Here is a 26,248-nt window from a genome sequence, read left to right on the forward strand (position 1 = left end):
ACACGCGCCCCTCGCACCGCTCGGCCCCAGAGGGGCCTCCCGGGCTTCGGGACGCTGCGCCGGCCTCCGACCGGCGACGGGGACGGACCCGCCGTCTGCGGCTTACGGCTCGAACTTGTAGCCGAGGCCGCGGACCGTGACCAGGTAGCGGGGTGCGCCCGGGTCGGGCTCGATCTTGGCTCGCAGGCGCTTGACGTGGACGTCGAGGGTCTTGGTGTCGCCGACGTAGTCGGCGCCCCAGACCCGGTCGATGAGCTGCATGCGGGTCAGTACGCGGCCCGCGTTGCGCAGCAGCATCTCCAGCAGGTCGAACTCCTTCAGCGGGAGGTCGACCTTGGCGCCGGCGACGGTGACCACGTGGCGGTCGACGTCCATCCGGACGGGGCCCGCTTCCAGGGCCGCCGGGGTGACCTCTTCCGGCTCGCCGCGGCGGCGCAGGACCGCGCGGATGCGGGCGACCAGCTCCCGCGAGGAGAAGGGCTTCGTGACGTAGTCGTCGGCTCCTATCTCCAGCCCGACGACCTTGTCGATCTCGCTGTCCTTGGCGGTCACCATGATCACGGGCACGTTGGAGCGGCCCCGGAGCTGCCGGCAGACCTCCGTGCCGGGCAGGCCGGGGAGCATCAGGTCGAGGAGGACGAGGTCGGCGCCGTTGCGCTCGAACTCGTCGAGCCCGTCGGGCCCGGTCGCGGCGATCGCGACCTCGAAGCCCTCCTTGCGGAGCATGTAGGACAGGGCGTCGCTGAAGGATTCCTCATCCTCGACGACTAGCACTCGGGTCACGGAAGGACCTCCGGGGCAGGGATGGCTGGTGCGGTGTGAGGTTCGAGCAGGGTGTTGGCGGGTGCGGAGGCCGTCGCCGGGGCCGGCGCGGCCGCTTCGGGGAGTCGCAGGGTGAACGTGGAACCCTGACCCTCCGAGCTCCAGACCGACACCTCCCCGCCGTGCGAAGCCGCTACGTGCTTCACGATCGCAAGGCCCAGGCCGGTTCCTCCCGTGGCGCGGGAGCGGGCCGGGTCCACACGGTAGAAGCGTTCGAAGATGCGCTCGCGGTCCTTTTCCGGGATGCCGATGCCCTGGTCGGTCACGGCTATCTCGATCAAGTCTCCACCCGGCGCGGTGACCCGGCGCGCGGCGATGCCGACGCGGGTGCGGGCGGGGCTGTAGTTGACGGCGTTCTCGACCAGGTTCCCGAGGGCGGCCGCGAGCTGCCCCCGGTTGCCCCATACCCGCAGGTCGGCGGTGCCGCCGGCGGCCATGGTGATCTGTTTCGCGGAGGCCGTGTGGCGGCAGCGGTCTATGGCCTCGGCCACGAGCGTGTCCACACGGACGGGCTCCGCGTCCTCCAGGGGGTCGTCGTTCTGTACCCGGGAGAGGTCGATGAGTTCTTGTACGAGGTTGATCAGGCGGGTGGCCTCGATCTGCATGCGGCCGGCGAAGCGGTGCACCGCCTCGGGGTCGTCCGAGGCGTCCATGACGGCCTCGGAGAGCAGGGAGATCGCGCCGACCGGGGTCTTGAGCTCGTGCGACACGTTCGCGACGAAGTCGCGGCGTACGGCCTCGATGCGGCGGGCCTCGGTGAGGTCCTCGACGAGGAGGAGCACCAGGCGGGAGCCGAGCGGGGCGACGCGCGCCGAGACGGCGAGCGCTTCTCCGCGGCCGGTGCCGCGCCGGGGCAGGTCGAGCTCGACCTGGCGTATCTCCCCGTCGCGCCGGGTGTCGCGGGCCATGTGGAGCATGGGTTCCACGGCCAGCTTGCCGCCGCGGACCAGGCCGAGGGCATATGCCGCCGAGCTGGCCTTGACCACCGCGTCCCCCTCGTCGAGCACGACGGCGGAGGAGCGGAGTACGGAGAGGACAGTGTCCACTCCCGGTGGGAGCACCGCGTTGATGTCGGGGCGCATGGAGCTCCGGGTGGGGCGGGCTTGGTCGCGCTCGCTCCAGCGGAACGCCAGCATCGCGATCACACCGGTGCAAAGACCGGCAATCGCTGCAGCTGCGGCGACCGCCGCGTTCACGTCCATGACTCCAGGTTAAGCAGGCCAGGGGACACTTCCACAGCCGTTCGGGTGGCACCTCGAACAGTCGTCGCCCAGAGTTCACCCTGACGACCGTGCTGATTCACTTGGGATGCCGGAGTCGGTCGCGTTCGAGGTTCACCGTGGCAACGTGGGGCCGATGGCCGCACCGGCCCGCCCCGGGCAGCAGTACGGCAGTAGTAGTAGGTCGAGAGAGGGACACGAGACATGCGTGACGCGTACCACGAGGAACTGGACTCGATCGGTGAAGGCCTGGTCGAAATGGCCCGGCTGGTCGGCTCCGCCATCGGGCGGGCCACGACCTCCATGCTCGACGCCGACCTGAAGCTCGCCGAGAGCGTCATCGCCGCCGACCAGAAGGTCGACGACCTCCAGCACGACCTGGAGGCCCGTGCCATCGCGCTGCTCGCGCGCCAGCAGCCGGTCGCCACCGACCTGCGCATCGTCGTCACCTCGCTGCGCATGAGCGCCGACCTGGAGCGCTCCGGCGACCTGGCGCAGCACGTGGCCAAGCTCGCGCGGCTGCGCTTCCCTGACACGGCGGTCCCGCGCGACCTGCACGCGACCATCCTGGAGATGGGGCAGCTCGCGCAGCGGCTGATGGCGAAGGCCGCCGAGGTCATCATCACGAAGGACGTCGACCTGGCGCTCCAGCTGGAGCAGGACGACGACGAGATGGACCAGCTGCACCGCACCCTGTTCCAGCACCTGATGGACGACCGCTGGAAGCACGGCATCGAGACGGCGGTCGACGTCACGCTGCTGGGCCGCTACTACGAGCGCTTCGCGGACCACGCGGTGTCGGTCGCCAAGCGCGTCGTCTACCTGGTGACGGGCGAGCACGCGGACGAGCTCCAGGCGCCCACGCAGGTCGAGGGCGTCTGAGCCGCGGGGCCGGCGGGGGCGGCGGGGGCCGGATCAGCGGCGCCCCGATCAACAACGAGCCCCCAATGCGCCGTTGACGCGGGGGCCGGGCTGGGCATGAATGAGGCGAAGGCACAACGCCTACGAGGAGGATCCATGCCCGATTCCCCCGTCCCCATCACCCCGGAGCAGGAAGCGCAGCCCCCGGAGGGGCTGCGCCTGCGCCTGCCCCTGCTCGCGGCCTGCGGCTGCGGCTCGGGCTGCGGCTGCGGCTGCCAGTCCGGCGCCCCCTGCCAGTGCGGCGGCTGAGGCCGCCCGCCTGGTCACCCGTACGCGAAGGGCCCCGTCCGGCAGTCGTCGGCCGGGGCCCTTCGCATCGGTCCCATCGAGAGACGGAGACGGAGACGGTCATGCGCTTCGGCCACCCCAGCCAGGAGCAGTTGCGGCGCAACTTCGAGAGCGTCCTGACGAACGTGCTGTCGGGGCGCGGAGTGCGCACCGAGACGGGTCTGGACAGCCAGACGGAGGACGCCCTGTGGGCCATCGCACGCGCCCACCCGAACGCTCCGGACACACTCGTGGCCGCGGCGTACCGCGCCTTCGCGGGCCAGCTCGACGGCAGCAACGCGGCCGCGCGGCGCGCGGAGATGGACCGCAGGATCGCCGAACGCGCGACCCGACCCCGCCCACCGGGCCCGCCGACGGACCGGGGGCCGCTCCCCCGCCCCGCGCCCTGACGGCCGCCGGACACTGATGTCACACCGCTTCGGCGCCCCCTGGCCCCGTACGCCGCCCACTGCGTCCGAATGCCCGCTCCGAAGTGCCCGGCCCTCCCGGCCTGCTTAGCGTCGTCATGCCGTGCCGCGCAGCCCGCGGCACCCGAGGTGACTGGGAGAAACCGCCGTGCCAATCGCGATGAACCTTGCGTGGCCCGAGCTCACACCCGAGTTGTACGACGCCGCCCGCGCCCGCGTGGGCTGGGAGGATGACGTTCCGGACGGGTTGGTGCTGCACACCAGCTGGTTCGCCGACGACGGCTTCCACGCGCACGACGTCTGGGAGTCGGAGGACCACTTCACCCGGTTCATCGCCGACCGGATCACGCCCGTGATCAAGGGGGAACTGGGCGTCCAGGGAGACCCTCAGGTGGCCATCTCCCCCCTGCACAGGCGCTTCGTCGTCCCCGGTGTGACCGGCGGCGCCTGAGCGGGACAACGAGAAGCCCCCCACCCTCCGGGGACCGGCGGGTGGGGGGCTTCGGCCCGGAGGACCCGGTCAGCGGACCAGTGCGCCGAATTCGCTGCCGGTGGTGATCTGGGAGTCGACCGGCGGGTTGACGACGCGGGTGGGTGAGGTCCCGGCGATCTTGCCGTCCTTCGTGCCGACGGACCAGACCTGCGGGACGGTCGCCGCGACGGCGAAGGTGAGCTCGGGCTGCTTGTCGTTGTTCAGGTCGGTGGCCTTGAGCAGCGAGGGGATGCGGAAGGTGCCGGCGGGGGCGGGCAGGCCCGGCGCGTTGTGCGCGTACCAAGTGGCGCCGGTGCCGGTGACGCCCTTGGACGTGCCCTTGAGCACGTAGAGGCCGCCGCCGGTGACGTCGCAGTCCCAGCCGCAGTTGGCCTTGCGCTCACCCGTGGCGCCGATGATCAGCTCGGGGTAGCCGTCCAGGTTGAGGTCGGCCGCGGCGAGGGACTGGCCGAACCGGTCGCCCGTGCCGACTCCGCCGGGGATGCCGGAGGTGTCCTCGGTGAACGTCTGGTAGCCGCGGGCTTCGTTCACGCCGGTGGCGGAGCCGAAGCTGACCCGGACCAGACCCGCCGAGCGGATGGTGTCGATCTGGATCTCCGGGTCGCCCACCGCGATGTCGCCGTAGCCGTCCTTGTCGAAGTCCGCGACGGCGACGCTGCTGCCGCCCCGGATGGTGACCGGGGTGAGGCGCAGTCCGGACGTCCCGCCGAAGAGCACGCGGCCCCGGATCGGTGCGCTCAGGTCCTGCCTCTCGCCGAGGACGACGAGGTCGTCGATGGCGCCCTTGTTGATCCGGCCCACCGCGATCCGGTTCTGCGCCTCTCCCGGCGAGAAGACGGGGTACTGGCGGCCGAGGTCCAGCCGGTGGGTCGAGACGGGCGAGCCGTCCGCCTTGAAGGGGCCCCGGAACAGTTCGAGCGTGGTGGAGTAGCCGACGAGGAGGTCGGTCTTCCCGTCACCGGTGAAGTCACCGGCCTTCAGGACGACGCCGAAGCCGATCCTCTTCAGCGGGTCGGCCAGTGAGATGGCGTCCTTCAGCCCCGTGGCACTGCCCCAGATCAGGGTGACGTGGCCGGGCCGCGTGCCCCGGTCGTAGTTGTCCCGGGTGCCCACCACAAGGTCCGCGTAACCGTCGGCGTTGAAGTCGCCGGTGGTGAGGACCTCACCGAAGCGCTGGTCCTTCTTCGGGTCGCCCGGCATTCCGGGGCTGTTCTGGGTGATGACCTTCAGGCCGGTCTTCTGGGCGCCGTACTTGCTGCCGTAGGAGACGGTCACGTAGCCGGCATTGGCCACCGCGGTGGTGACCCCGTCGGCGCCCTTGACGTTCACGGCGGAGTTCGGGGCGCCGATGGCCAGGTCGTGGTAGCCGTCGCCGTTGAAGTCGTCGGCGTAACGGGTGGCCGCGGGCCCGGTCGCGGCCGTGGCCGCTTCAGCCTCGGTGCCCGTGGCGGCCAGCAGGCCTCCCGTGAGTGTGGTGAGCGCCGCGACGATCGCGACGGAGTGACGGATGTGGCGTCTCACGGCCGGTTCCCCCAAGAAACTCGATCGAATGTCCGTACCCAAGACCACTGTTGGGCCGGAACGGTTGTACGGGCTCGGCCTCGTCGTCCGTGACCCGTCAGCGGACGAGTACGCCGAACTGGTTGCCGGTGTTGACCTGGGAGTCGACCGGCGGGTTGACGACGCGGGTGGGCGCGGTCCCGGCGACCTTGCCGTCCTTCGTGCCGACGGACCAGACCTGCGGGACGCCCGCCGCGACCGCGAACGTGAGCTCGGGCTGCTTGTCGTTGTTCAGGTCGGTGGCCTTGAGCAGCGAGGGGATGCGGAACGTGCCGGCGGGCGTGGGCAGGCCGGGCGCGTTGTGCGCGTACCAGGCGGCCCCGATGCCGGTGACGCCCTTGGACGTGCCCTTCAGCACGTAGAAGCCGCCGCCGGTGATGTAGCAGTGCTCGCAGGTGGCCTTGCGCTCGCCCAGGGCGCCGATGATCAGCTCGGGGTAGCCGTCCAGGTTGAGGTCGGCCGCGGCGACGGAGTTGCCGAAGCGGTCGTACTTCTCCACGGTGCCCGGGAGACCGTCGCTGTCCTCGGTGAACGTCCGGACGCCACGGGTGTCGTCCACGCCGTTGGCGGAGCCGTAGTTGACCCGGACGACGCCCGCGCCGTAGTCGGTGTCGATCTGGGTCGCGGAGTCGCCCACCGCGATGTCGCCGTAGCCGTCCTTGTCGAAGTCCGCGATCGCGAGGCTGCCGCCACCGCGGATGGTGACCGGGGTGAAGCGCAGTCCGGACGTCCCGCCGAGGAGCACCCGGCCCCGCATCGCCTCGTCGTAGTTCCTGCGCTCGCCGAGGACGACGAGGTCGTCGATGGCGCCCTTGTTGATCCGGCCCACCGCGATCCGGTTCTGCGCGTCCTCCGCCCCGAAGACGGGGTAGTCGCGGCCGAGGTCCACCGACTGCGTCGAGAGCGGCGAGCCGTCCGCCTTGAAGGGGCCGCGGAAGAGCCGGAGCGAGGTGGAGTAGCCGACGACCAGGTCGGTCTTCCCGTCACCGGTGAAGTCGCCGGCCTTCAGGACGACGCCGTAGCCGGGCTTCTTCTGCGGGTCGGCCATCGTGGTGGCGCCCTTGAGTCCCGTGGCGCTGCCCCAGATCAGGGTGACCTGGTCGGCCCGCGTGCCCACGGCGAGGTCGGCGTAGCCGTCGCCGTTGAAGTCGCCGTTGGTGAGGACCGCCCCGAAGGCCCGGTTCGCCGTCGGGTCGCCCGGGATGCCGGGGCTGTTCTGGGTGATGACCTTCAGGCCGGTCTTCTGGGCGCCGTACTTGCCGCCGTAGGAGACGGTCACGTAACCCGCGGCGTACACCGGGGTGGTGACACCGTCCGTGCCGGTGACGTTCACGGCGGAGTTCGGGGCGCCGATCGCCAGGTCGTGGTACCCGTCGCCGTTGAAGTCGTCGGCGTACCGGGTGGCCGCGGGCCCGGTCACAGCCGCTTCGGCCTCGGTGCCCGTGGCGGCCAGCAGGCCTCCGGTGAGCGTGGTGAGTGCCGCAATGACTGCGACGGAGTGATGGATGTGGCGCCTCACGGCCGGTTCCCCCAGAACTCGATCCAATGTCCGCCCCTATGACTCCCGTTGGGCCGGAACGGTTGTACGAGTTACGGGAACAGACGAATGCCCCCGATCCGCGCGGTGTGCGCAGGTCGGGGGCAGGGTCGCTGCTGCTACTTCTTCTTGCCCTGGTTCTTGACGGCCTCGATGGCGGCCGCGGCGGCGTCCGGGTCGAGGTAGGTGCCGCCCGGGTTGAGGGGCTTGAAGTCGGCGTCCAGCTCGTAGGAGAGCGGGATGCCGGTCGGGATGTTCAGGCCCGCGATGTCGGCGTCGGAGACCCCGTCGAGGTGCTTGACCAGCGCGCGCAGGGAGTTGCCGTGCGCGGCGACCAGGACGGTGTGGCCGTCCAGCAGGTCCGGGACGATCGAGTCGTACCAGTACGGGAGCATGCGGACGACGACGTCCTTGAGGCACTCGGTACGGGGGCGCAGCTCCGGCGGGATGGAGGCGTAGCGCGGGTCCCCGGACTGCGAGAACTCCGTACCGTCTTCGAGCGCCGGCGGCGGGGTGTCGTACGAGCGGCGCCACAGCATGAACTGCTCCTCGCCGAACTCGGCGAGGGTCTGGGCCTTGTCCTTGCCCTGGAGGGCGCCGTAGTGGCGCTCGTTCAGGCGCCAGGAGCGGTGGACCGGGATCCAGTGGCGGTCGGCTGCCTCCAGCGCCATCTGCGCGGTGCGGATCGCGCGCTTCTGGAGCGAGGTGTGCACGACATCGGGGAGCAGACCGGCGTCCTTGAGCAGCTCACCGCCGCGGATCGCCTCCTTCTCACCCTTCTCGTTGAGATTGACGTCCACCCAGCCGGTGAACAGGTTCTTCGCGTTCCATTCGCTCTCGCCGTGGCGGAGGAGGATCAGCTTGTACGGTGCGTCGGCCATGCGTACGAGCCTAATGGACACACCCGTACCCTCGCGCGCGGTGTGTACGGCATGTGGGACGGTCCCCCGATTGACGGCAGCCGTCAATCCAGTGGCTCCGGAGGGCCGGTTTCCGTAGGGTCCGAACGAGTAGAGGGACGCTTACATCTCCGGGGGGATTCCTTATGTCCGTTGCCAGTGTGAGACGGGCCGCCCGCGAGAGCGTGGCGGGTCTGCCCCGGGAGTTCTGGTGGCTCTGGACGAGCACGCTGGTCAACAGGCTCGGGGCCTTCGTCGCCACATTCATGACGTTGTACCTGACCCTGGAGCGGGGCTATTCGGCCTCTTTCGTGGGACTTGTGGTGGCCCTGCACGGGCTCGGCGGCGTGGTGTCCTCGCTCGTCGCCGGGGTGCTCACGGACCGGCTGGGCCGGCGTCCCACGCTGATGGCGGCGCAGGCGTCGACCGCGTTCTCGGTGGCGCTTCTCGGGTTCATGGAGCACCCGGCGGCGATCGCCGCGGTGGCACTGCTGGTCGGCATGACCTCCAACGCCTCGCGGCCCGCGGTGCAGGCGATGATGGCGGACATCGTCCGCCCGGAGGACCGGGTACGGGCCTTCGCGCTGAACTACTGGGCCATCAACCTCGGCTTCGCCGTCTCCGCGACCGTGGCGGGCTTCGTCGCGGAGCACAGCTACCTGGCCGGGTTCCTCGGCGAGGCGGCCCTGACGCTGGTCTGCGCGGTGCTCGTCTACCTCAAGCTGCCGGAGTCCCGGCCGGAGAAGACGGCGGCGCAGAAGGCCGCCGCCGAGCCGGAGATCGGCCTGGGGACGGTGCTGCGGGACGGGCGGTTCATGGGTGTGGTCGGGCTGTCGTTCCTGATCTCGCTGATCTTCATGCAGGGCTCGTTCGGGCTGCCGCTCGCGATGGGCGCGGCCGGGTTCTCGACGGCCGACTACGGGCTGGTCATCGGGGTCAACGGCGTGCTGATCGTGCTGCTGCAGATCCCGGTCACCCGGTTCATCGAGCACCGCGATCCGCAGAAGCTGCTGGTGATCTCGGCGCTGCTGGCCGGGTACGGGTTCGGGCTGACGGCCTTCGGCGGCTCGGTGTGGAGCCTGGCACTGACCGTCTGCGTGTGGACGCTGGCCGAGATCATCAACTCGCCGACCCAGATGGGCCTGGTCGCGCGGCTCTCCCCGCTGCACGGGCGCGGCCGCTACCAGGGCATGTACACGATGTCGTGGGCGGTGGCCTCGCTGATCGCCCCGCTGATGGCGGGCTTCGCGATCGAGCACTTCGGCGCGGCGTGGCTGTGGGGCGCGACGGCGGTCCTGGGCACGGTGGCGGCGCTGGGCTACTGGCTGCTGATGCGGGGGCTCCCCGAGGGGGAGCCGGGAGCGGAGCCGGGCGCCTCCACCGGGCCTGCCGCCTCGGCGGAGCCCACCCCGGTGGCCGTCATCACGGCGGAGCCGACCCCGGTGGCCGTCGTCGCCGGGGAGCCGACCCCGGCAGCCGCCCTGGTGGCGGAGCCGGCTCCGGCCGCCGTCGTCCCCGGTACGGCCGGCGTCTGAGGCGGGGTTTCGGGCGGAGCACCGTGCGGCGCCGCTCCCGGGGGCGCCGCCCCCGGAACCCCGCGCCTCAAACGCCGGCGGGGCTGAATCAGGCCGACGGCTGCGTCAGGTGCTTGAAGGCGTCCAGGTTGCGCGTGGACTCGCCCCGCGAGACCCGCCACTCGTACTCCCGCCGGATCGCGCTCGCGAAACCCAGCTCCAGCAGGGTGTTGAAGGCCCCGTCGGCCGCCTCCAGGACCGTGCCGAGCAGCCGGTCCAGATCGTCGGGGGTGATCACCGACAGGGGGAGGCGGGCCGTCAGGTAGACGTCGCCGAGCGCGTCGACCGCGTAGGCCATGCCGTAGAGCTTGAGGTTGCGCTCCAGCAGCCAGCGGTGGACGGCCGCCTCGTTCTCGTCCGGGTGGCGGATCACGAAGGCGTTGACCGACAGGGAGTGCTTGCCGGCCTTGAGCGAGCAGGTGGTGCTCAGCTTGCGGGTGCCGGGGAGCTGGACCACGTACGAGCCCGGTGCGGGGCTCTCCCAGCTCAGTTCCGCGCCGGTCAGCGTCGCTTCGATGATCGCCGCGGTGTCGGTGCCGTCCGTGCCGTCAGCGGCGTCGGTGGGGTGAGCGTCAGCCATGGTGGGAGCGTACGTGACGGCGGTGATCGTGCATCGCCCCCGTGTACACGTCGGCCGTGCCGCTCGCGGCGGTGTCCCAGCCGAAGAACTGCGCGTGCCGCGCGGCCGCCGCGCCCATCCGGTCCACGAGGCCCGGCTCGTCCACGAAGCGCCGCAGCTCACGGGCGTAGTCGACCGGATCGTGGCCGGGTACAAGGATCCCCGTGACCCCGTCGTCGACGGCGACGGGGAGCCCGCCGACGGCCGCGGCCAGCACCGGCGTGCCGGTGGCCTGCGCCTCTATGGCGACCAGTCCGAAGGACTCGCTGTACGAGGGCATGACCAGCACGGACGCCGCCCGGAACCAGTCCGCGAGCGCGTCCTGCGCCACCGGCGGGTGGAAGTGCACGAGGTCCGCGATGCCGAGCTTCGCGGCCAGCTTCTGCAGCCCCTCCGGCTTGGCGAGCCCGCTGCCGCTCGGCCCGCCGACGACGGGTACGAACAGCCGGGTGCGCAGCGCCGGCTCCCGGTCGACGAGCTCGGCGACGGCCCGCAGCAGGATGTCGGGGGCCTTGAGCGGTTGGATGCGGCCCGCGAAGAGCGGGATGACGGCGTCCTGCGGCAGTCCGAGGCGGGCTCGGGCGGCGGCGCGGCCGTCGGCGACGGTGAAGCGCTCGAGGTTCACGCCGGGGTGGACGACGGCAACCTTGCCGGGGTCGGCCGCGTAGTGGCGTACGAGCTCGTCGGCTTCCTCGGCGGTGTTCGCGATGAGCCGGTCGGCGGCGTCGACGATCTGCGTCTCGCCGATGACGCGGGCGGCGGGCTCGGGGGTGTCGCCCTCGGCGAGCGCCGCGTTCTTGACCTTGGCCATGGTGTGCATGGCGTGCACGAGCGGGACGCCCCACCGCTCGGCGGCGAGCCAGCCGACGTGGCCGGAGAGCCAGTAGTGGGAGTGGACCAGGTCGTAGTAGCCGGGCCGATGGCGGGCCCAGGCCTGCATGACGCCGTGGGTGAAGGCGCACAGCTGGGCCGGCAGCTCCTCCTTGGCGAGGCCCTCGTACGGGCCCGCGTCCACGTGCCGTACGAGGACTCCGGGCGCGAGCTCGACCACGGGCGGCAGGCCGCCGGCGGTGGCCCGGGTGAAGATCTCGACCTCGATGTTGATCGCGGCGAGGCGCCGGGCCAGCTCGACGATGTAGACGTTCATCCCGCCGGCGTCGCCGGTGCCGGGCTGGTGCAGCGGTGAGGTGTGCACGCTGAGCATGGCGACGCGGCGCGGCTTGCGGTGACCGCCGACGGCGGCGGGCAGGCGCAGGCGCGGCGGCTCGTGGCGGGTGCCGGCGCGGGCGGCGGCGAAGCGGCCGCCGATGCTGCCGCCGATGCGGGACACGTACTGGCTCAAGGGAGCAGTTCCTCTCGCTCGGCGGCATGACACGGAGAGCGCTGTGGGCGCTCTTCTAGGAGTGCAACCCGGGTGGCCGTCCCCCGCATTCCGGGACGGACGGTTTTCCTGCTGCCGCGCCGGATTTTTATCGGGCGGGAGCCCTCCGCTTACTCTCTGCACATGGCCTCCCGCTCCACCCCTCCCCCTCGTCGCCCCGTCGGCACGGTGACCCGCGGGACGACGAACCCGAACCGGCTGCGCCGCATGGACCGCTGGATCGCGGCCACGCACGGGGCGGCGCTGCGGCGCGCGGAGGCCCCGGTCGCGGTGGACCTCGGCTACGGGGCTGCGCCCTGGACCGCGGTGGAGCTGCTGGCGCGGCTGCGGGAGGCGGCCCCGCGGGTGCGGGTGGTCGGCATCGAGATCGAGCCGGCCCGGGTCGCGGGCGCGAAGCCGTACGAGCGGGAGGGCCTGAGCTTTAGGCACGGCGGCTTCGAGGTGCCGCTGGACGGCGGGGTCCGGCCGGCGCTGATCCGGGCGGCGAACGTGCTGCGCCAGTACGACGAGGAGCAGGTCGAGGCGGTGTGGGAGCGCTTGTGCGCCCGGCTGGCTCCCGACGGGCTGCTGGTGGAGGGGACCTGCGACGAGATCGGGCGGCGCCACGTCTGGGTCGCGCTCGGGCCCGAAGGGGCGCGCACGGTGACCTTCGCGACCCGGCTGGGCTCCCTGGAGCGCCCCTCGGACCTGGCGGAGCGGCTGCCGAAGGCGCTGATCCACCGCAACGTGCCGGGCGAGCCGGTGCACGCGTTCCTGCGCGACTTCGACCGGGCGTGGGCGGCGGCGGCCCCGTACGCCTCCTACGGGGCGCGGCAGCGGTGGATCCGGACGGCACGGGCGCTGGCCGGGGACTGGCCGCTGGCGGACGGGCCGGTGCGGTGGCGTCAGGGGGAACTGACGGTGCGGTGGGAAGCGTTGAGGCCTTCGGGGTGACGGGGGGCGGCAGTGGCTGCCGTGCCAGTCGTGGCTGCCGTGCCTGTCGTGGAGGCCGTTGAGGCCGTGGAGACTGTGGCCAGGGGGGCCGCGGGGGCGATCGGGACGCATCGGATGGATATCCACAAGGGTGTTGGAATTCACCGACTCGTGGCACCATCCCGAAGGCAATCACAAGTTACTGACGATTAGTCAATCCGGTGTCTGGGGGGACCATGAGGAAACGACGACGGGGTTCGATCGCCCTCACTCTGCTCTGCGCGATGGCGCTGCTGTCCGCGCCCGGCGCACTGGCCGGCACGGCGTTCGCCGCGCCGGAGCCCCAGCAGGGCAAGTCCCTGGAGCAGGTCCGCAAGGACATAGAGGGCCTCTACCGCGAGGCGGGCGCCGCCACGGACGCCTTCAACCTCGCGGAGAGCGAGACCAAGACGCAGTCCGACAAGATCGTGGAGATCGCCAACCTGGTCCTCGCGGGCCAGGACCGCATCACCACCCTGAAGGGCCGCGCGGGGGCCGCGGCCCGTGCCCAGTACCGCTCGGGCGGGCTGCCGCCCGGCGCGCAACTGGCCCTGAGCAACGACCCGGCGCAGTTCCTGGACGGCAACGACCGGCTACGCCAGGGCGAGAAGGCCACCTCGGACCTGCTCTCCGAACTGAACCGCACCCAGAGCGACTTGCAGCAGTACGCGAGGGACGCGAGCGCGCACTGGGAGACCCTGGAGGCCAACCGGGTCAAGCAGGAACTCGCGAAGAAGCAGGTCGAGGACAAGATCAAGGCGGCGGAGGACCTCGAGAGCAAGCTGGAGGCCGAGCAGAAGGCCCGGCTGCTGGAGCTCGAGGCGGAAGCGCAGCGCAAGGCGCAGAACGACTGGCTGTCCACGCGCCCGATCGACGGCTCCTCGGGATCCGCGGCCACCGACGCGGGCAAGCGGGCCGTGCAGTTCGCGGCCGCCCAGATAGGCAAGCCGTACGTGTGGGGCGCGGAGGGACCCGGTTCGTTCGACTGCTCCGGGCTGACCTCGCAGGCCTGGCTCGCGGCGGGCAAGCGGATCCCGCGCACCTCGCAGGAGCAGCTGCGGCTGCCGAAGGTCGCGGTCAAGGACATGCGGCCGGGCGACCTGATCATCTACTTCGACGACGCGAGCCACGTCGGGATGTACGTCGGGGACGGCGCGATGGTCCACTCCCCCCGCCCCGGCCGCAACGTCACCATGGCCGGCGCGGGCTCCATGCCGATCAAGGCCGTGGTCAGGCCGGACGCGTAGCGACGGCCCGCTCACCGACAGGCAGCGCCTCCGGGGGCTCACCGTCCTCGGGGACGTGCCGCCCCCGGCGGCGGTACGTCGGCGGCACGTCTCGGTGGGCGGGACGTCGTAGGCCTCCGCCGTGACGTTGGTCATTCGTCGACGCGGACTTTCCCCCCCGATAACGGCATATGCCGGAGCCCCGAGCCGGACCCGCCATTCCGCTTCCCTCGTCCCGCCGCTAGGGTCGCCGGACGAGCGAACCCCCGAGGGGGCGGGAAGGAACCGGAGACGATGCCCGTACCCGTACCGCGGCAGAGGGACATCCCGGGCACCGAGAGCGGCCCGGGCGCCACGTCATCGCTCACCCTGCTGGTGATCGAGGACGACCCCGCCGGCGGCCTCACCGTCCCCGAGATCCTCGACGCCGACGGCCACCGCATCCGGCTGCGCAGCGCCCGCAACCTCACGGAGGCGGCCCGGCTGCTCACCCCGGACGTGAACTGCGTCCTGCTCGACCTCGCGCTCCCGCACGGCGGCGGAGCCGCGGACGTCGCCGATCCCTTCGGCGCCCTGCGCCAGGTGCTCCGCATCGCCCCGCGGCACGCCGTCCTCGTGCTCACCTCCGAGGAGGACGCGGAGCGCGCCGCGGAGGCCGTACGCGTGGGGGCCCAGGACTTCCTGTTCCGCGACGAGCTCGACGGGCGGCTGCTCAGCCGCGCCATCCGCTACGCGGTGGAGAGAAAACGGGCGGACATCGCCCAGTACAAGCTCGCAGAATCGAAACTTCGGGCCCAGGAGAACGCCCGCCTGGAGCGCGGACTGCTCCCGCACCCGCTCCTGGAAGGTTCCGACCTCCGCTTCGCCGCCCGCTACCGCCCCGGCCGCAGCCGCGCGCTCCTCGGCGGGGACTTCTACGACACCGTCCGCACCCCCGACGGCACCGTCCACGCGATGATCGGCGACGTCTGCGGCCACGGCCCGGACGAGGCCGCCCTCGGCGTCGAGCTGCGCATCGCCTGGCGGGCGCTGACCCTGGCCGGCCTGTGCGGCGACGACCTGCTCTCCACCCTCCAGCAGGTCCTCGAAGTCGAGCGACCCTGTGAGGAGATCTTCGCGACGCTCTGCACGGTGGACATCGCCCCGGACGGCCGGCGCGCGGGCCTGTGCCTGGCGGGCCATCCGGCGCCGCTGATCTCCCGGCCGGGACGCCCCGCGCGGCTGCTCCCGTACGAGAACAGCGGCCCGGCGCTCGGCCTGCTGCCCAAGGCCCGCTGGCCGCGCCGCCAGGTGGAGCTGGGCGGTACGTGGAGCCTGATGCTCTACACCGACGGCCTGATCGAGGGCCGCATCGGCCAGGGCAAGGAGCGGCTCGGGCAGGACGGCATGGTCGAGATGATCAACCGCCACCTGGCCGACGGGCTGAGCGGCGAAGGCCTGCTCGAAGCCTCCGTGACCGAAGCCCGCCGCCTCAACGGCGGGGAGCTGACGGACGACGTCGCCGTCGTCCTCCTCTCCCGCGCCGAGGGCTGACGGGCCGGGCAGGCCTTCTACCGGCCTACCCGGCTACCCGCCTATTGGCCTATCGGCCTACCGTCCGCCGTTGTAGGGCCCGTACGGCCCGTCACTGCTGCTGCCGCCCCGTCGGCCGCCACCGCCGCCGCCCGAGACCTGCTTGAGGGCGGGGCGCACGTCGACGAAGAACACGATGCTGGCGACCAGGCCGGCGATCTGCAGGAAGAGCATCCCGAGGAAGAAGTCCACGAGCACGGTGATGCCGAGGATGACCAGCCAGAAGGTCTTGGTCTGCTTGCTCGCCGCCCGGTACGCGTCCTCGCGCGCCGTCAGCGCCATCACGAAGGCCACCACGGCGAGCAGGAGCATGGCGTACCCGAACAGCGGAAGCACCCCTTGATTGAACCCGTTCATCAACATCGTCTGACCGCCTTCTCACGCCTCGCTCGCCGGATGCCGCCTGCCTCCACGCTACCGGCAGAGCCCGTTTCTCAAACCACAACGGACCGGACGCCCATCGGGTGCCCGGTCCGTCGCGCGCATCTCAGCTCTCGTCGGCCGGCTCGGCGGCGGCCTTCTTGGCCGCGGCCTTGCGGGCCGGAGCCTTCCTCGGCGCGGGCTCGGCGGCGGGCTCCGCCACCGGCTCGGCGGCTTCCGGCTCCACGACCACGGCGATGTCGACGATCTCCTCGGAGACCTCGCCGCGCCATGCCCGTACGGTCTGCTCACCGTGCTCGGCGACCTTGTCGTAGGCCTCCTTGGCCTTGACCGCGTACTCGGCGGCCACGCCGACCCCGCGCAGCGCCAGGTCCTGGGCGGTCTCCCCGAGCTTCTTCGCGTCGATCGACCCGAACACCTCGGCGACGGTGGCGGTGACCGCCTCCTGCGCCTCCTTGGCCTTCTCCTTGGCCTTCTCCTGCACGGCCTTCGGGTCGGTGTTCTTCACGGCCTCGATGCGCGCGGGGGCCTCGGCGCGCAGCTGCTCGATCAGCCCGGGCACCTTCCTGGCCTGCTGCACGGCGAGGTCGGCGGTGCCGGCGGCGAAGTAGAGGGGGGTCGGGTCGGTGAGGGTCTTCTTCAGGTCATCGGCGATGGCCATGTGGTGGTCCTCCCGGATCACGGTCTCAGTTCGTGCTCTGCGTGTTCAGTGCGTACTCAGCTCGTACGGCGCATATCGGCATCGCCACTGCCGCCGTCGGCGGCGGCTTCGGCTCCAGCCGCCTCATCCCCGGCCTCGGCCGCTGCCTTCGCCTCGGCCTCGGCGGCGTTCTCCTTGCGGAAGGACGCGTAGATCTGGAGCAGCACCTGCTTCTGCTGCTCGCTGATGGACGGATCGGCGAGGATCACGGCCGTCGTCTCCACTGCGTCCCGGTCCCGCTCGTCCAGGATTCCGGCCTGCACGTACAGCGTCTCGGCGGAGATCCGCAGCGCCTTGGCGAGCTGCTGCAGGATGTCCGCGCTCGGCTTGCGCAGCCCGCGTTCGATCTGACTGAGGTACGGATTCGACACCCCCGCCGCATCGGCCAGCTGCCGCAGCGAAAGCTGTGCCTGCCTCCGCTGCTCGCGCAGGTACTCGCCGAGGTTCCCGACGTTGAGCGATGCCATGCCCCGATCCTGCCGCACCTTGCTAACTATTGCAAGCAGCTGCTTGCAATAACTCCCACCACTGGGGGGCGCCCTCCCGGCGTGACGAAAAGGGCATGGCTACCGCATCGCAGATCGGTCAAGGTTTACCGATGAGCACCGAACAAGGTCCCGTCGAAGACGACGACCGATGGATTTTGAACCTGCGGGGGTTGCCCGTCACCAAGATCGTCGTGGACTTCCGGCTCACGCTGGTCCTCGACTCTGCCTGGGAGGTCACCCTTGAGGGGCCCGTCAGCCTCTCGCACGGGTCCATCCGAACCAATCCGCCGTCTGTCCTCGATCCGCAGACCCAGGACGTCGCGGCGGCACTCGCCCTGTTCGGAGCGGACATCCGCTCCGCGGTCGCCTTCAAGTCCGGCGCCCTGCGCCTGGTGTTCGGCACGGGTACGCATCTGAACTGCCCTGCGGATCCCTCCTACGAGGCATGGCACATCGCAGGCCCCGACGGATGGCGCTTCGTCTCCCTTCCGGGCGGCGAACTCGCCGTCTGGAAGGGAGACAACCCCCCGCCTACGGCGCCGTCGCGACGACCACCGTCGCGTAGTACTCCTCGGAGGTCACCGTGCGCACCGACAGGCCCGCCGCCGTCAGGGCCGCGGAGGTGACCGGGGCCTGGCGGGTGCTCGTTTCGATCAGCAGGCTGCCGCCCGGCGCGAGCCAGGGCGGGGCGCCGGCGGCCACCCGGCGGTGGACGTCCAGGCCGTCCGCCCCGCCGTCCAGGGAGACGGGCGGTTCGTGGTCGCGGGCCTCCGCCGGCAGCAGCGCGATCTCCCCGGTCGGGACGTACGGGGCATTGACCACCAGGACGTCCACCCGGCCGCGGAGCCCGGCGGGCAGGGGTACGTAGAGGTCGCCCTCCCACACCCGGCCGCCGTACGGGGCCACGTTGCGCCGGGCGTAGGCGAGTGCGGCCGGGTCGATGTCCGCCGCGTGCAGCTCGGCCCCCGGCACCCGCGCGGCCACGGCGGCGCCGAGCGCGCCCACCCCGCAGCACAGGTCCACGACCACCGCGCCGGGCCGGGCCGCCTCCACCGCCTGCCCCGCGAGGAACTCACTGCGCCGGCGCGGCACGAAGGCCCCCTCGCCGACGGCCATGCGCAGCCCGCAGAACTCCGCCCAGCCGACGACGTGTTCCAGCGGTTCGCCGGCCACCCGCCGGGCCAGCAGCCCCTCCAGGTGCCCCGCGTCCTCGGCGGCGGCCGTCAGCAGCTCCGCCTCCTCCTCCGCGAAGACGCAGCCGGCCGCGCGCAGGGCTTCCACCAGTGTTGCCAAGTACCTCAGTCCTCGTCCGTCCAGTTTCCCGCCCGCCCGGCCGACCGCCCGGCCACCCGCCCGGCCACCCGCCCCGACACCCATACGGGGATCAGAAGATGTCCGGGCACCACGGCCTGCGCGCCGTGCGGAACACCGCGTCCGCCAGCGCGAGCGTCCCGGGTCGCTCCTCCGTGATCGCGCCGAGCGCCGCCAGCCGCACCGCCGACTCGTCGCCCAGGTACAGCGCCCCCAGTGTGCCCACGTCCAGGCGCAGATCGGCCGGCTCCTCCGTGCGTACGCAGTCCCCCGCGCCCGCGTCCAGCCGGTAGCGCCCGCCCGCCGGCCCGGACGGGTCGGCGACCTCCAGGACCAGGACCCCGGGCACGGCGTACGTCCGCGCGCCGAGGGCCCGTACGACGTCCAGCAGCCGCACCCACAGCCAGTCCGCCGAGGTCACCAGCCGGGCGGCGCGCGGGTCGGGCAGCAGCCGGGCGACGAGGTCGTCGGGGGCGCGGTAGCCGGTGCGGACCTTGACCACCCAGTCGATGGAGCAGAGGAAGTGCCACAGCGCCCGCTCCACGTCCGGGGTGAGGGCGAGCAACTGCCGTACCTGCACGGTGTTGTGCGGGACCTTGGCATCGGTCCAGTGGTCGTCGCAGGTGTACCGGACCAGGCCGGCCACCTCGCCCGCCGCGGTGCGGTACACCGCATGGAAGGACGGCGTGTACGGGTTGTGGGACAACGCTTCCGCGCCCGTGGTCACCCGCCACCAGCGGGCGTCGCGGCTCACCGCGCCGGGCGTGGCCGCCCGCAACCGCTCGTGCAGGGCCGGGCCCAGCTCCCGCACCTCGGCCTCGTCCACGAGGTCGATCCTGCCGCCGTCGCCGGGGACGGCGGCGCGCGGGTCGAGTCCGGTGCGCGGTACGTCGATCTCCCACTCCGAGGCGGAGGTGGCGGGCCCGTACCCGTACCGCCCGTAGATCGGGTACTCGGCGGCGATCAGCGTCGACACCACGTCGCCGCGCGCGTGGGCGGCGGCCAGCTCGGCGGCCATCATCCGGGTCAGCAGACCCTGCCTGCGGTGCGTGGGCGCCACGGTCACGTTCGTGACGGCGCTCGACGGGACGAACCCCCCGCCGGGCACGGTCAGTTCCTGCGCGAAGGAGCGGAAGGTCGCCACGCACCGCCCGTGGTCCGCGTCGAACCCGCCCTGGGTCCGGGCGCAGTCGACGTGTCCGGCCAGCTGAGCGTGATCCTCGGCCGTCGGATGCTTCGCGTTCAGGAAACCGGTCTGCTGGGCACGCAGCCAGTCGGGAAGCTCGGATGCGGCGATCGGCCGGACGTCAGCGCTCATAGCCACCCACGCTAATCGGACCGGCCCGCCCCCGTCGCCCGTATTTTCCGCGGGCCCCCGCGGGCCCCGCGCCCCCGCCGCTTCCTCAGGCCAGCAGGTCGTCCACCTGGGCCTCGCCCTCCCGGTAGCGCCGGGTGATCTCCGCGCTGCAGTCGTCCGCCGTGCGCTGGAGCTGCTGGCGGCGGCGCGAGACCTGCTGCTCGTAGCGCACCAACTTGCCCATGCCCTCGTGGAGTTCCTCGTCCGTGCGCGCTCCCAGGTCCGACAGCTCCACGTCGGAGAGCATCTCGGCCGCCAGCAGCCGGTACTCCTCCCCGTGCGGGGTGCCGAGCGTGACGTGCCGGGCGGAGGCGCTGCGGCTTGAGGGGGCGTCCGCGAGGATCTCCGAGAGCCGGTCCACCACCGGCGCCTCGGGGTCCGTACGCCGGGCCAGCTCGGCGCGCAGGATGTCGATGCGGCCCTGGAGCAGCCGGCGTACGTAGCTCAGGTCGGCCTCGTCGCGCTGCGCGTCGCGGCGCAGTCCGCGCAGCTCGGGCAGGCCGAGCGCGGTGGTCGGCGTCGGCGGGGCGTCCGCGGCCCCGGTCCGCTGCGCGGGCGGGCGCGGCGCCGGGGTCTCGGCGGCCGCCGCGGACGCCATGGGTGCGACGGGCGCCGCGGAGCCCACGGTTGCGATGGGCGCAGAAGCAGGTGCGGAGGTACCAGAAGTGTTCATGCGTTCGTGTCCGTCCCCTCGACCGGTGCTGGGGGCACCGCCTGCGTGCATCGTGCCACTCCCCGTGGTACCGACGCAGTCCCACTCCACCCGATCGGCCCCGGACGGGTGCACGCCTGGTACACAGGTGTCATGCGAGCAGTGGTGCAGAGGGTGGACGGCGCGAGCGTCGTGGTGGCCGGCGAGACCGTCGGGGAGATCGTCGGGGAGGGGCTGTGCGTGCTGGTGGGGGTGACCCACGACGACACCCCGGAGAAGGCGGAACTGCTGGCGCGCAAGCTCTGGTCGGTGCGGATCCTGGAGGCCGAGAAGTCCTGCAGCGACGTGAACGCGCCGCTGCTGGTGATCTCCCAGTTCACCCTCTACGGAGACGCCCGCAAGGGCCGCCGCCCCACCTGGAACGCGGCCGCCGGCGGGGCCTTCGCCGAGCCGCTCGTGGACGCGGTCGTGGCGCAGCTGCGGGCGCTGGGTGCGACGGTGGAGACGGGCCGGTTCGGCGCGGACATGAGGGTCTCGCTGACCAACCACGGCCCGTTCACCATCGTCATCGACATCTAGCGCGGGGCGGTCACTGCGCTCACTGCGGTAACGGCGGTCACGGCGCTACGACGACCTCCTGCGCGGCGGCCGTCTTGCCCACCAGCAGCGGGGCGTCCACCGGGACGTTCCGCTTGATCAGCGCGAGTGCGATCGGGCCCAGCTCGTGGTGGCGGACCGAGGTGGTCACGAAGCCCAGCTGGCGGCCCTCCTCCCCGTCCGCGGCCAGTCGTACGGGCGCGCCGTGCGCGGGGAGCAGCACCTCGGAGCCGTCCAGGTGCAGGAAGACCAGCCGGCGCGGCGGCTTCCCCAGGTTGTGGACGCGGGCCACCGTCTCCTGGCCGCGGTAGCAGCCCTTCTGCAGGTGCACGGCGGTGCCGATCCAGCCGAGCTCGTGCGGGATGGTGCGGTGGTCGGTCTCCAGGCCGAGCCGCGGCCGGTGCGCCTCGACGCGCAGGGCCTCGTACGCGAGCAGTCCGGCGGCCGGGCCGTGGGAGGCGGCGAAGGCCTCCAGTGCGTCGCGCGGCAGGAACACGTCGCGGCCGTACGGGGTCTCGCGTACGGCGAGGTCCTTGGCGACCTCGGCGATGGAGCCGGCCGGCAGGTGCACGAGGGCGAACTCGGCGGTACGGTCGGCGACTTCCACGCGGTAGAAGAAGATCATCGACTCCAGGTAGGCGATGAGCGCCTCCTGGGTGCCGGGCTCGACGTGCATCCACATCGTCTCGCCGTCGTCGACGAGGTAGAGGGCGTGCTCGATGTGGCCGTTCGCGGAGAGGATCAGCGCTTCGGTGGCCTCGCCGGCCGGGAGGGCGGTGACGTGCTGAGTGATCAGCAGGTGCAGCCAGCTCAGCCGGTCCGAGCCGGTGACGGTGACGACCCCGCGGTGGGAGAGGTCGACGAAGCCGCGGCCGTCGGCGAGCGTGCGCTGTTCTCCGTACAGCTCTCCGTAGTGGGCGGCGACGCCCTCGTCGCGGCCTTCGGCCTGCACGGCGCCGGGGAGATGGAGCAAGGGGCTGCTGGTCATGCCACCAGCCTACGACCCCGCCCCTGACAGTCCTAGCGCTGCTTGGCGGCGCAGGTCTTGCAGCGGCCGAAGATCGCGAAGTGCTTCATGTCGGTCTCGAAGCCGAAGGTGTCGCGGAGCTTGGACGTGAACTCGGCGGCGATGTCCACGTCCGCCTCGATGACCTCGGTGCAGTCGCGGCAGACCAGGTGGATGTGGTGGTGCCGGTCGGCGAGGTGGTACGTGGGGGCCCCGTGCCCGAGGTGGGCGTGCGAGACGAGCTTCAGCTCCTCCAGGAGCTCCAGCGTGCGGTAGACCGTGGAGATGTTGACCCCGGAGGCCGTCTTCCTCACCTCGACGAGGATCTCGTCCGGGGTGGCGTGCTCCAGGGCGTCCACGGCTTCCAGCACGAGCTGGCGCTGCGGGGTCAGGCGGTATCCGCGCTGGCGCAGGTCGCTCTTCCAGTCACCGCTGTCGGCGGCGGCGAGGTTCTCGGTGCTGTCGGTGGTCACCACCCGGCCAGTGTAGGCCTCGGGCCGCCGCGGGGGGAGCGGGGAGGCCGTACGGGAAGGCACCGCACGTGCGGGAGCCCCCGGCGGCCGAGGCTGCCGGGGGCTCCTGCGCACGCTTGCCGGGGCGCTCTAGCGGAAGAAGGCGATGCCGTCGTCCGGCATGTCCGGAAGGTTGCGCGCCATCTCCGCGACCTCCTCCGGCGTGACGACCTTCTTCAGCTGGGCCGACATGTAGGGGCGCAGCTCCACCTCGGGGGTGGCCTTCTCGCCGACCCACATGAGGTCGCTCTTCACGTAGCCGTAGAGCCGCTTGCCACCGCTGTACGGGCCGGAGGCCGCGGTGCGGGCGACCGCGTCCGTGACCACGTCGATCTGCGGCTTCTTGTCGGCGAGCTCGCCGTACCAGACCTCGACGACGCCCTGGTCGCGGACCATGACGATCTCGACCTTGCGGTCCTTGTCGATGCGCCAGTAGCCCGACTCGGACTCCAGCGGCCGCACCTTGTTGCCCTCGGCGTCGAGCACCCAGGTGTGGGAGGTGTACTCCAGGAAGTCCCGGCCGTCGTGGCTGAAGACGACTTCCTGGCCGAAGTTGCACTTCTCCTCACCGGGGAAGTCGAAGACGCCGGCGCCCTCCCAGTTGCCGAGGAGGAAGACGAGGGGGACGAGACCGGGGTTCAGGTCGGACGGGATCTGGATCATGAATGGCTGCTCAGCTCAGGCGATCTGTGGGAGGGGTTCCGGTATCCGGGGCGGTAGGCGGCAGATCCGAGGGGATCAGCGCTGGCCCTGGTACAGCTTCTTCACGGCCAGGGCGGAGAAGGCGAGGACGCCGACACAGACCAGGACCAGCAGGGAGGTGAAGACTGCCTCAAGCACGGGGTGCTCCTCGGAGTGAAGGGTGGCGTTACGGGGCCGGTCCCCAAGCCTACTGGCCTGGGGACCGGGGCACCGTGTGAGGTAGCCCGTACGACGTGCTCCCGCGATCCGCCCCGCTCAGCCCAGCAGCTGGTGCTGGAGGATCACCGTCTGGTGGAAGGGCACGGTCGCCACCTCGCCCTTGCGGGTCTGCAGGACGAGGGCCTGGATGTCTCCGGACTGGATGCAGCCCAGCTTGGTCTGCTCGTCGCCCGTGGGCTTGGGCTCCTGGTAGAGGACGACCTCGCTGGTGTTGCCCTGCGTGCTGTACCCGGAGGTCCGGGCCCCCAGCGGGTGCCGCTGCGAGGACTTGGCATTGCGCCAGGCCGTGTCGATCTCCAGCCTCGCGGCACTGCCGATGCTGGTGTCGACGCCGCAGCCCTTGAAGGCGCCCAGGAACTCGGGCGTGTGGAAGCGCAGCAGGTAGACCCGCGTACGGGTGCCGTCCGGGGTGGTCCAGCCGCGCGCGGCGATCTGGCGCAGTCCTTCGTTGCCGAACTGCTCCTTCATCTTCTCGCGGGCCGCGGCCCCGTACTCCTCCAGGAGGGTGTCGACGGTCACCACCCCGTCCTTCTCCAGTTTCAGCGTGGAGTCGGGGGCCGACCCGATGGGAGCCGGCAGGAGCAGCTCGGTGAGACCCGCGTAGTGGATGCCGCCCGGGTTGTCCTCGGCGAACGGCAGGGCTGCGCCCGGCGGCAGCACCGGCTTGGTCAGCGCCGGGAACGTCCAGCGGCCGTCGGCCTTGGTGGACAGGCCCGGGATGTCGGTGCGCTCGGGCTGGGCGACCCCGTACGCGACACCCGTGCCGACGGCGCCGAAGACGAGTACGGCGGCGGTCCAGCGCAGTGCTGCGAACAGCTTGCGGCGGTCCTTGGGCGCGGCCGGGACCTCCGGGGCCTCCGGGGCCGCGAAGGGGTTGGCCGCAAGCGGGTCCGCGGCGAACGCGGCGGCGGCGGCCGCCCCCTGCTCGCCCGCGGTGGGCTGCGGTGCGGCGGCGTCGAGGAGCTCCGGTACGGCTCCGGTGGTGTTCTGCTCGGTCACGCGGACTCCCCGGGGGACTTCAGGTGCTTCATCTGGCTCTGGAAGAGCGCGACGGCGTTGGCGGTGGCGAAGGGCTTGGGCCCGTACGCGCGGAAGGTGACCATCACGTCGCCCTCGACGGCCACGCAGTCGATCGAGTCGATCTTTTCCTTCTTCTTCTCGCCGATCGCCTCCAACGAGCACTTGGCGTCCGGGAACCCGTCCACCTTCGGCGCCTGCCGGCCGTCACCCGTGAAGTCGAGGAACTTCTTGCTGACCTCGGAGAACGCGCCCACGGCCTTCGGGTCGGCCTGCATGATGCGGATCTCGGCGAACCAGCTGGTCCGCTCGTTCACGTAGCTGCGTCCTGCCAGCCCCTTGAGCTTCAGGTTGGCCAGCATCTTGTCGCGGTCCTTGCGCTCGGCGCTGGTCAGGCCGCTGCGGGTCTCCTTGAAGCCCTCGACCGCCTTCTCGCCGGAGACGAAGAAGTTGTTGCCGTCCTCCTCCAGGTCCGGCCCCAGGACGAATCCGGCCGGAATCGGCAGCAGTTTGCCCAAGAGGGCGTTCGTCGGCACGGAGCCGGGGGCTTCGCGCTTCGGGAGGTCCTCACCGAAGGGGACCCAGTAGGCGGCGGGCGCGTCCCGGTCGGCGTCCGCGATGGCGGAGGACGCCCAGACGCCGCCGCTCACGAGCACCGCTGCGGCCACGCCGACGGCGATCAGGGCGACCGCCTTGCGGTTGACCTTGCGCGCGGGCTTCGCGGGCGGAGCGAGGGGGGCGACTGCCTCCGCCTCGGGGGCCGGGGCCGGAGCCGGGGCCGGAGCAAGTGCCGGGGCAGGGGCCGGGGCCGACGCCTGTGCCGGCGTCTCCTCCTGAGCCGCCTTCGCGTCGTTCTGCGGCTCGGTCACAGTCGCTCCAGCTGTCGCTTGGCCAGGTCCACGACATCGCTTTCGCTGACCTTGCCGCGGTTGTTCGTGTAGTGGATGTCGAGCACGATGTCGCCTCGCCGGGCGATGGCGCGTGCTCCGCGCATCGGGAGGTACCCGGGCTTCTCGTCGGCCTTGGAGTCCACCCAGACGCGCCCGAGGTCCGAAGGAAGACCGGGAATGAGGACGCCGCTGTTGCCCGCGTACTCGGCCTCGGGCATGTACCTGGACTGACCCGTCTGGTAGCTGTCCGCCCCGGAGCGTTCGTTGAACTGGATCAGCCGCACGTACACGAAGGTCGTGTCGTTCACCGCCCAGCTCACCGCGGCGATCCGCCGGATGTCCTGTTCGGCGAGGTACTCCAGCTGGCTGTCCGGCTTCTTGAAGAAGGTCGCGAAGTATTCGATGGGCTCGTAGCCCGCCGCTTCGGTCTTCGCCCCGCGCGGTGCCTCGATCAGCAGCTTCGCGAGGTCGTCGTCCGTCTTGTGCCAGCGGTTGGCATTGATCGTCTTGTTCGTGGTGGCGTCGTCGGGCGCGAGCGCCTTCGGGGCCACCAGGTCCGCCTGCGCCAGCGGAGCCAGCGGGGTCGGCTCGCGGTCGTACTGGATCGCGTAGCCGGTGATCGTGCCCGCCAGGACGCCGAGTACGGCGGCGCCCGCGATCAGGAGGACCGCGCGGCGGCCGCGTCGGACGCGGGGAGTGGCCGGAGCCGCCTCCAGAACTGCGTCGGGGGCCGTGCCGGGAGCGGTTTCGGGAGTGCCTTCGGGAGTGGCCGAAGCTGCGTCCGGAGTGCCCGGTTCCGGGGCGCTCTCCGCCTCTTTCCGCTGGTCAGGGATGGTCTGTTCGTGTTCCAAAAGAAGTCCCCCCACAGGACTGGAGTCGCGGACCGATCGCCCGCGTACACAGAAGACACCCTCGCGTAGGGAGATGTTGTGATCATCCTTATTAC

At 71.7% G+C, this 26,248-nt stretch carries 29 protein-coding genes; 10 read left to right on the forward strand and 19 right to left on the reverse strand.

The genetic code is table 11. From position 1 onward, the window contains the following. Positions 1 to 102: 102 nt before the first annotated feature. Together phoP and phoR are read right to left on the reverse strand one after the other, a co-directional pair. Positions 103 to 774: a two-component system response regulator PhoP gene (gene phoP / locus ACODT5_RS36190; RefSeq protein ID WP_466527820.1), complete on the reverse strand. Its 672-nt coding sequence runs from the start codon at positions 772 to 774 to the stop codon at positions 103 to 105. A 5-nt stretch (positions 775 to 779) separates the two neighbouring features. Continuing rightward, the gene (gene phoR, locus ACODT5_RS36195; protein WP_385371252.1) at positions 780 to 2,024 is read right to left on the reverse strand and encodes a two-component system sensor histidine kinase PhoR; all 1,245 of its coding nucleotides are present in this window, start codon (positions 2,022 to 2,024) and stop codon (positions 780 to 782) included. A 222-nt stretch (positions 2,025 to 2,246) separates the two neighbouring features. On the opposite strand from phoR, the gene phoU reads away from it, so the two are divergent. The 4 genes from phoU to ACODT5_RS36215 all read left to right on the forward strand — a co-directional run bounded on the left by phoU (position 2,247) and on the right by ACODT5_RS36215 (position 4,109). Further along, on the forward strand, positions 2,247 to 2,924 hold the full coding sequence (phoU, locus tag ACODT5_RS36200; protein WP_030858619.1) for a phosphate signaling complex protein PhoU: 678 nt from the start codon (positions 2,247 to 2,249) through the stop codon (positions 2,922 to 2,924). Positions 2,925 to 3,059: 135 nt separating this feature from the next. Next, positions 3,060 to 3,212, forward strand: a complete 153-nt coding sequence (locus ACODT5_RS36205) for a hypothetical protein (protein WP_243339483.1) — start codon at positions 3,060 to 3,062, stop codon at positions 3,210 to 3,212. Positions 3,213 to 3,313: 101 nt separating this feature from the next. Next, positions 3,314 to 3,640 carry a hypothetical protein gene (locus tag ACODT5_RS36210; protein WP_422523296.1) on the forward strand — a complete coding sequence of 109 codons (327 nt, stop codon included), beginning with the start codon at positions 3,314 to 3,316 and terminating at the stop codon, positions 3,638 to 3,640. Positions 3,641 to 3,806: 166 nt separating this feature from the next. Continuing rightward, a complete protein-coding gene (locus ACODT5_RS36215) occupies positions 3,807 to 4,109 on the forward strand; it encodes a hypothetical protein (RefSeq protein ID WP_422523297.1) in 303 nt (100 codons plus the stop codon). Positions 4,110 to 4,178: 69 nt separating this feature from the next. Here the strand turns inward: ACODT5_RS36215 and ACODT5_RS36220 are convergent, their stop codons facing one another. The 3 genes from ACODT5_RS36220 to ACODT5_RS36230 form a co-directional block, all read right to left on the reverse strand. Next, positions 4,179 to 5,672 (reverse strand): FG-GAP-like repeat-containing protein, encoded by a 1,494-nt coding sequence (locus tag ACODT5_RS36220; protein ID WP_422523298.1) that lies wholly within the window; start codon positions 5,670 to 5,672, stop codon positions 4,179 to 4,181. Between the two features lie 97 nt (positions 5,673 to 5,769). Next, a complete protein-coding gene (locus ACODT5_RS36225) occupies positions 5,770 to 7,230 on the reverse strand; it encodes an FG-GAP-like repeat-containing protein (protein ID WP_422523299.1) in 1,461 nt (486 codons plus the stop codon). A 137-nt stretch (positions 7,231 to 7,367) separates the two neighbouring features. Further along, positions 7,368 to 8,129: a phosphoglyceromutase gene (locus ACODT5_RS36230; protein ID WP_422523300.1), complete on the reverse strand. Its 762-nt coding sequence runs from the start codon at positions 8,127 to 8,129 to the stop codon at positions 7,368 to 7,370. A 164-nt stretch (positions 8,130 to 8,293) separates the two neighbouring features. Here ACODT5_RS36230 and ACODT5_RS36235 point away from each other — a divergent pair, with 164 nt between their 5' ends. Next, entirely contained in the window at positions 8,294 to 9,682 is a 1,389-nt protein-coding gene (locus ACODT5_RS36235) for an MFS transporter (protein ID WP_422523301.1), read from the forward strand. An 88-nt stretch (positions 9,683 to 9,770) separates the two neighbouring features. On the opposite strand, the gene ACODT5_RS36240 is transcribed toward ACODT5_RS36235, so the two are convergent. Further along, complete coding sequence (locus ACODT5_RS36240; protein WP_422523302.1) at positions 9,771 to 10,301, reverse strand: type III secretion system chaperone family protein; 531 nt, start codon at positions 10,299 to 10,301, stop codon at positions 9,771 to 9,773. Continuing rightward, positions 10,294 to 11,682, reverse strand: a complete 1,389-nt coding sequence (gene mshA / locus ACODT5_RS36245) for a D-inositol-3-phosphate glycosyltransferase (protein ID WP_422523303.1) — start codon at positions 11,680 to 11,682, stop codon at positions 10,294 to 10,296. Before mshA ends, ACODT5_RS36240 begins: the two co-directional genes overlap by 8 nt. Before the next feature lie 162 nt (positions 11,683 to 11,844). On the opposite strand from mshA, the gene ACODT5_RS36250 reads away from it, so the two are divergent. The 3 genes from ACODT5_RS36250 to ACODT5_RS36260 all read left to right on the forward strand — a co-directional run bounded on the left by ACODT5_RS36250 (position 11,845) and on the right by ACODT5_RS36260 (position 15,431). Next, positions 11,845 to 12,654: a class I SAM-dependent methyltransferase gene (locus tag ACODT5_RS36250; RefSeq protein WP_422523304.1), complete on the forward strand. Its 810-nt coding sequence runs from the start codon at positions 11,845 to 11,847 to the stop codon at positions 12,652 to 12,654. 215 nt (positions 12,655 to 12,869) lie between these two features. Beyond that, a complete protein-coding gene (locus ACODT5_RS36255; protein WP_422523305.1) occupies positions 12,870 to 13,919 on the forward strand; it encodes a C40 family peptidase in 1,050 nt (349 codons plus the stop codon). Between the two features lie 273 nt (positions 13,920 to 14,192). After that, positions 14,193 to 15,431, forward strand: a complete 1,239-nt coding sequence (locus ACODT5_RS36260; RefSeq protein ID WP_422523306.1) for a PP2C family protein-serine/threonine phosphatase — start codon at positions 14,193 to 14,195, stop codon at positions 15,429 to 15,431. Positions 15,432 to 15,488: 57 nt separating this feature from the next. On the opposite strand, the gene ACODT5_RS36265 is transcribed toward ACODT5_RS36260, so the two are convergent. From ACODT5_RS36265 to ACODT5_RS36275, 3 genes are all read right to left on the reverse strand, one after another. Beyond that, on the reverse strand, positions 15,489 to 15,833 hold the full coding sequence (locus tag ACODT5_RS36265; RefSeq protein ID WP_422523307.1) for a DUF2516 family protein: 345 nt from the start codon (positions 15,831 to 15,833) through the stop codon (positions 15,489 to 15,491). A 124-nt stretch (positions 15,834 to 15,957) separates the two neighbouring features. Next, positions 15,958 to 16,512 carry a hypothetical protein gene (locus ACODT5_RS36270; RefSeq protein ID WP_422523308.1) on the reverse strand — a complete coding sequence of 185 codons (555 nt, stop codon included), beginning with the start codon at positions 16,510 to 16,512 and terminating at the stop codon, positions 15,958 to 15,960. Between the two features lie 56 nt (positions 16,513 to 16,568). Next, positions 16,569 to 17,018 carry a helix-turn-helix domain-containing protein gene (locus ACODT5_RS36275; protein ID WP_422523309.1) on the reverse strand — a complete coding sequence of 150 codons (450 nt, stop codon included), beginning with the start codon at positions 17,016 to 17,018 and terminating at the stop codon, positions 16,569 to 16,571. A 131-nt stretch (positions 17,019 to 17,149) separates the two neighbouring features. Here ACODT5_RS36275 and ACODT5_RS36280 point away from each other — a divergent pair, with 131 nt between their 5' ends. Then, entirely contained in the window at positions 17,150 to 17,665 is a 516-nt protein-coding gene (locus ACODT5_RS36280; RefSeq protein WP_422523310.1) for a DUF6188 family protein, read from the forward strand. Here ACODT5_RS36280 and ACODT5_RS36285 read toward each other — a convergent pair. The 3 genes from ACODT5_RS36285 to ACODT5_RS36295 all read right to left on the reverse strand — a co-directional run bounded on the left by ACODT5_RS36285 (position 17,571) and on the right by ACODT5_RS36295 (position 20,380). Then, positions 17,571 to 18,332, reverse strand: a complete 762-nt coding sequence (locus tag ACODT5_RS36285) for a putative protein N(5)-glutamine methyltransferase (RefSeq protein ID WP_422523311.1) — start codon at positions 18,330 to 18,332, stop codon at positions 17,571 to 17,573. The two genes, ACODT5_RS36280 and ACODT5_RS36285, sit on opposite strands and share 95 nt — an antisense overlap. A 91-nt stretch (positions 18,333 to 18,423) precedes the next feature. Continuing rightward, positions 18,424 to 19,668 (reverse strand): GNAT family N-acetyltransferase, encoded by a 1,245-nt coding sequence (locus ACODT5_RS36290; protein WP_422523312.1) that lies wholly within the window; start codon positions 19,666 to 19,668, stop codon positions 18,424 to 18,426. An 85-nt stretch (positions 19,669 to 19,753) separates the two neighbouring features. After that, positions 19,754 to 20,380 (reverse strand): RsiG family protein, encoded by a 627-nt coding sequence (locus ACODT5_RS36295; RefSeq protein ID WP_422523313.1) that lies wholly within the window; start codon positions 20,378 to 20,380, stop codon positions 19,754 to 19,756. 132 nt (positions 20,381 to 20,512) lie between these two features. Here ACODT5_RS36295 and dtd point away from each other — a divergent pair, with 132 nt between their 5' ends. After that, positions 20,513 to 20,938 (forward strand): D-aminoacyl-tRNA deacylase, encoded by a 426-nt coding sequence (gene dtd, locus ACODT5_RS36300; protein WP_243339461.1) that lies wholly within the window; start codon positions 20,513 to 20,515, stop codon positions 20,936 to 20,938. Positions 20,939 to 20,975: 37 nt separating this feature from the next. Here the strand turns inward: dtd and ygfZ are convergent, their stop codons facing one another. From ygfZ to ACODT5_RS36330, 6 genes are all read right to left on the reverse strand, one after another. Further along, positions 20,976 to 21,944, reverse strand: a complete 969-nt coding sequence (gene ygfZ / locus ACODT5_RS36305) for a CAF17-like 4Fe-4S cluster assembly/insertion protein YgfZ (protein ID WP_422523314.1) — start codon at positions 21,942 to 21,944, stop codon at positions 20,976 to 20,978. Positions 21,945 to 21,976: 32 nt separating this feature from the next. Next, positions 21,977 to 22,438, reverse strand: coding sequence for a Fur family transcriptional regulator (locus ACODT5_RS36310; RefSeq protein ID WP_385371172.1), 462 nt, complete (start codon positions 22,436 to 22,438; stop codon positions 21,977 to 21,979). 126 nt (positions 22,439 to 22,564) lie between these two features. Beyond that, positions 22,565 to 23,137: a heme-binding beta-barrel domain-containing protein gene (locus tag ACODT5_RS36315; RefSeq protein ID WP_422523315.1), complete on the reverse strand. Its 573-nt coding sequence runs from the start codon at positions 23,135 to 23,137 to the stop codon at positions 22,565 to 22,567. Between the two features lie 294 nt (positions 23,138 to 23,431). Next, on the reverse strand, positions 23,432 to 24,394 hold the full coding sequence (locus ACODT5_RS36320) for a hypothetical protein (RefSeq protein WP_422523316.1): 963 nt from the start codon (positions 24,392 to 24,394) through the stop codon (positions 23,432 to 23,434). Beyond that, positions 24,391 to 25,281, reverse strand: a complete 891-nt coding sequence (locus ACODT5_RS36325) for a hypothetical protein (RefSeq protein WP_422523317.1) — start codon at positions 25,279 to 25,281, stop codon at positions 24,391 to 24,393. Before ACODT5_RS36325 ends, ACODT5_RS36320 begins: the two co-directional genes overlap by 4 nt. Then, positions 25,278 to 26,153 carry a hypothetical protein gene (locus tag ACODT5_RS36330; protein WP_422523318.1) on the reverse strand — a complete coding sequence of 292 codons (876 nt, stop codon included), beginning with the start codon at positions 26,151 to 26,153 and terminating at the stop codon, positions 25,278 to 25,280. Before ACODT5_RS36330 ends, ACODT5_RS36325 begins: the two co-directional genes overlap by 4 nt. Between the last annotated feature and the right edge of the window lie 95 nt (positions 26,154 to 26,248).

This window comes from Streptomyces tatrensis, assembly GCF_049310065.1.
In the GTDB taxonomy this organism is placed as follows: Bacteria; Actinomycetota; Actinomycetes; order Streptomycetales; family Streptomycetaceae; genus Streptomyces.

Bases quoted from the DNA above. Each gene is read 5' to 3' on its own strand.
- phoR (WP_385371252.1), bottom strand. From the start codon at position 2,024: ATGGACGTGAACGCGGCGGTCGCCGCAGCTGCAGCGATTGCCGGTCTT.
- phoU (WP_030858619.1), top strand. From the start codon at position 2,247: ATGCGTGACGCGTACCACGAGGAACTGGACTCGATCGGTGAAGGCCTG.
- ACODT5_RS36205 (WP_243339483.1), top strand. From the start codon at position 3,060: ATGCCCGATTCCCCCGTCCCCATCACCCCGGAGCAGGAAGCGCAGCCC.
- ACODT5_RS36210 (WP_422523296.1), top strand. From the start codon at position 3,314: ATGCGCTTCGGCCACCCCAGCCAGGAGCAGTTGCGGCGCAACTTCGAG.
- ACODT5_RS36230 (WP_422523300.1), bottom strand. From the start codon at position 8,129: ATGGCCGACGCACCGTACAAGCTGATCCTCCTCCGCCACGGCGAGAGC.
- ACODT5_RS36235 (WP_422523301.1), top strand. From the start codon at position 8,294: ATGTCCGTTGCCAGTGTGAGACGGGCCGCCCGCGAGAGCGTGGCGGGT.
- ACODT5_RS36240 (WP_422523302.1), bottom strand. From the start codon at position 10,301: ATGGCTGACGCTCACCCCACCGACGCCGCTGACGGCACGGACGGCACC.
- ACODT5_RS36250 (WP_422523304.1), top strand. From the start codon at position 11,845: ATGGCCTCCCGCTCCACCCCTCCCCCTCGTCGCCCCGTCGGCACGGTG.
- ACODT5_RS36255 (WP_422523305.1), top strand. From the start codon at position 12,870: ATGAGGAAACGACGACGGGGTTCGATCGCCCTCACTCTGCTCTGCGCG.
- ACODT5_RS36260 (WP_422523306.1), top strand. From the start codon at position 14,193: ATGCCCGTACCCGTACCGCGGCAGAGGGACATCCCGGGCACCGAGAGC.
- ACODT5_RS36265 (WP_422523307.1), bottom strand. From the start codon at position 15,833: ATGTTGATGAACGGGTTCAATCAAGGGGTGCTTCCGCTGTTCGGGTAC.
- ACODT5_RS36270 (WP_422523308.1), bottom strand. From the start codon at position 16,512: ATGGCCATCGCCGATGACCTGAAGAAGACCCTCACCGACCCGACCCCC.
- ACODT5_RS36275 (WP_422523309.1), bottom strand. From the start codon at position 17,018: ATGGCATCGCTCAACGTCGGGAACCTCGGCGAGTACCTGCGCGAGCAG.
- ACODT5_RS36280 (WP_422523310.1), top strand. From the start codon at position 17,150: ATGAGCACCGAACAAGGTCCCGTCGAAGACGACGACCGATGGATTTTG.
- ACODT5_RS36290 (WP_422523312.1), bottom strand. From the start codon at position 19,668: ATGAGCGCTGACGTCCGGCCGATCGCCGCATCCGAGCTTCCCGACTGG.
- ACODT5_RS36295 (WP_422523313.1), bottom strand. From the start codon at position 20,380: ATGAACACTTCTGGTACCTCCGCACCTGCTTCTGCGCCCATCGCAACC.
- dtd (WP_243339461.1), top strand. From the start codon at position 20,513: ATGCGAGCAGTGGTGCAGAGGGTGGACGGCGCGAGCGTCGTGGTGGCC.
- ygfZ (WP_422523314.1), bottom strand. From the start codon at position 21,944: ATGACCAGCAGCCCCTTGCTCCATCTCCCCGGCGCCGTGCAGGCCGAA.
- ACODT5_RS36315 (WP_422523315.1), bottom strand. From the start codon at position 23,137: ATGATCCAGATCCCGTCCGACCTGAACCCCGGTCTCGTCCCCCTCGTC.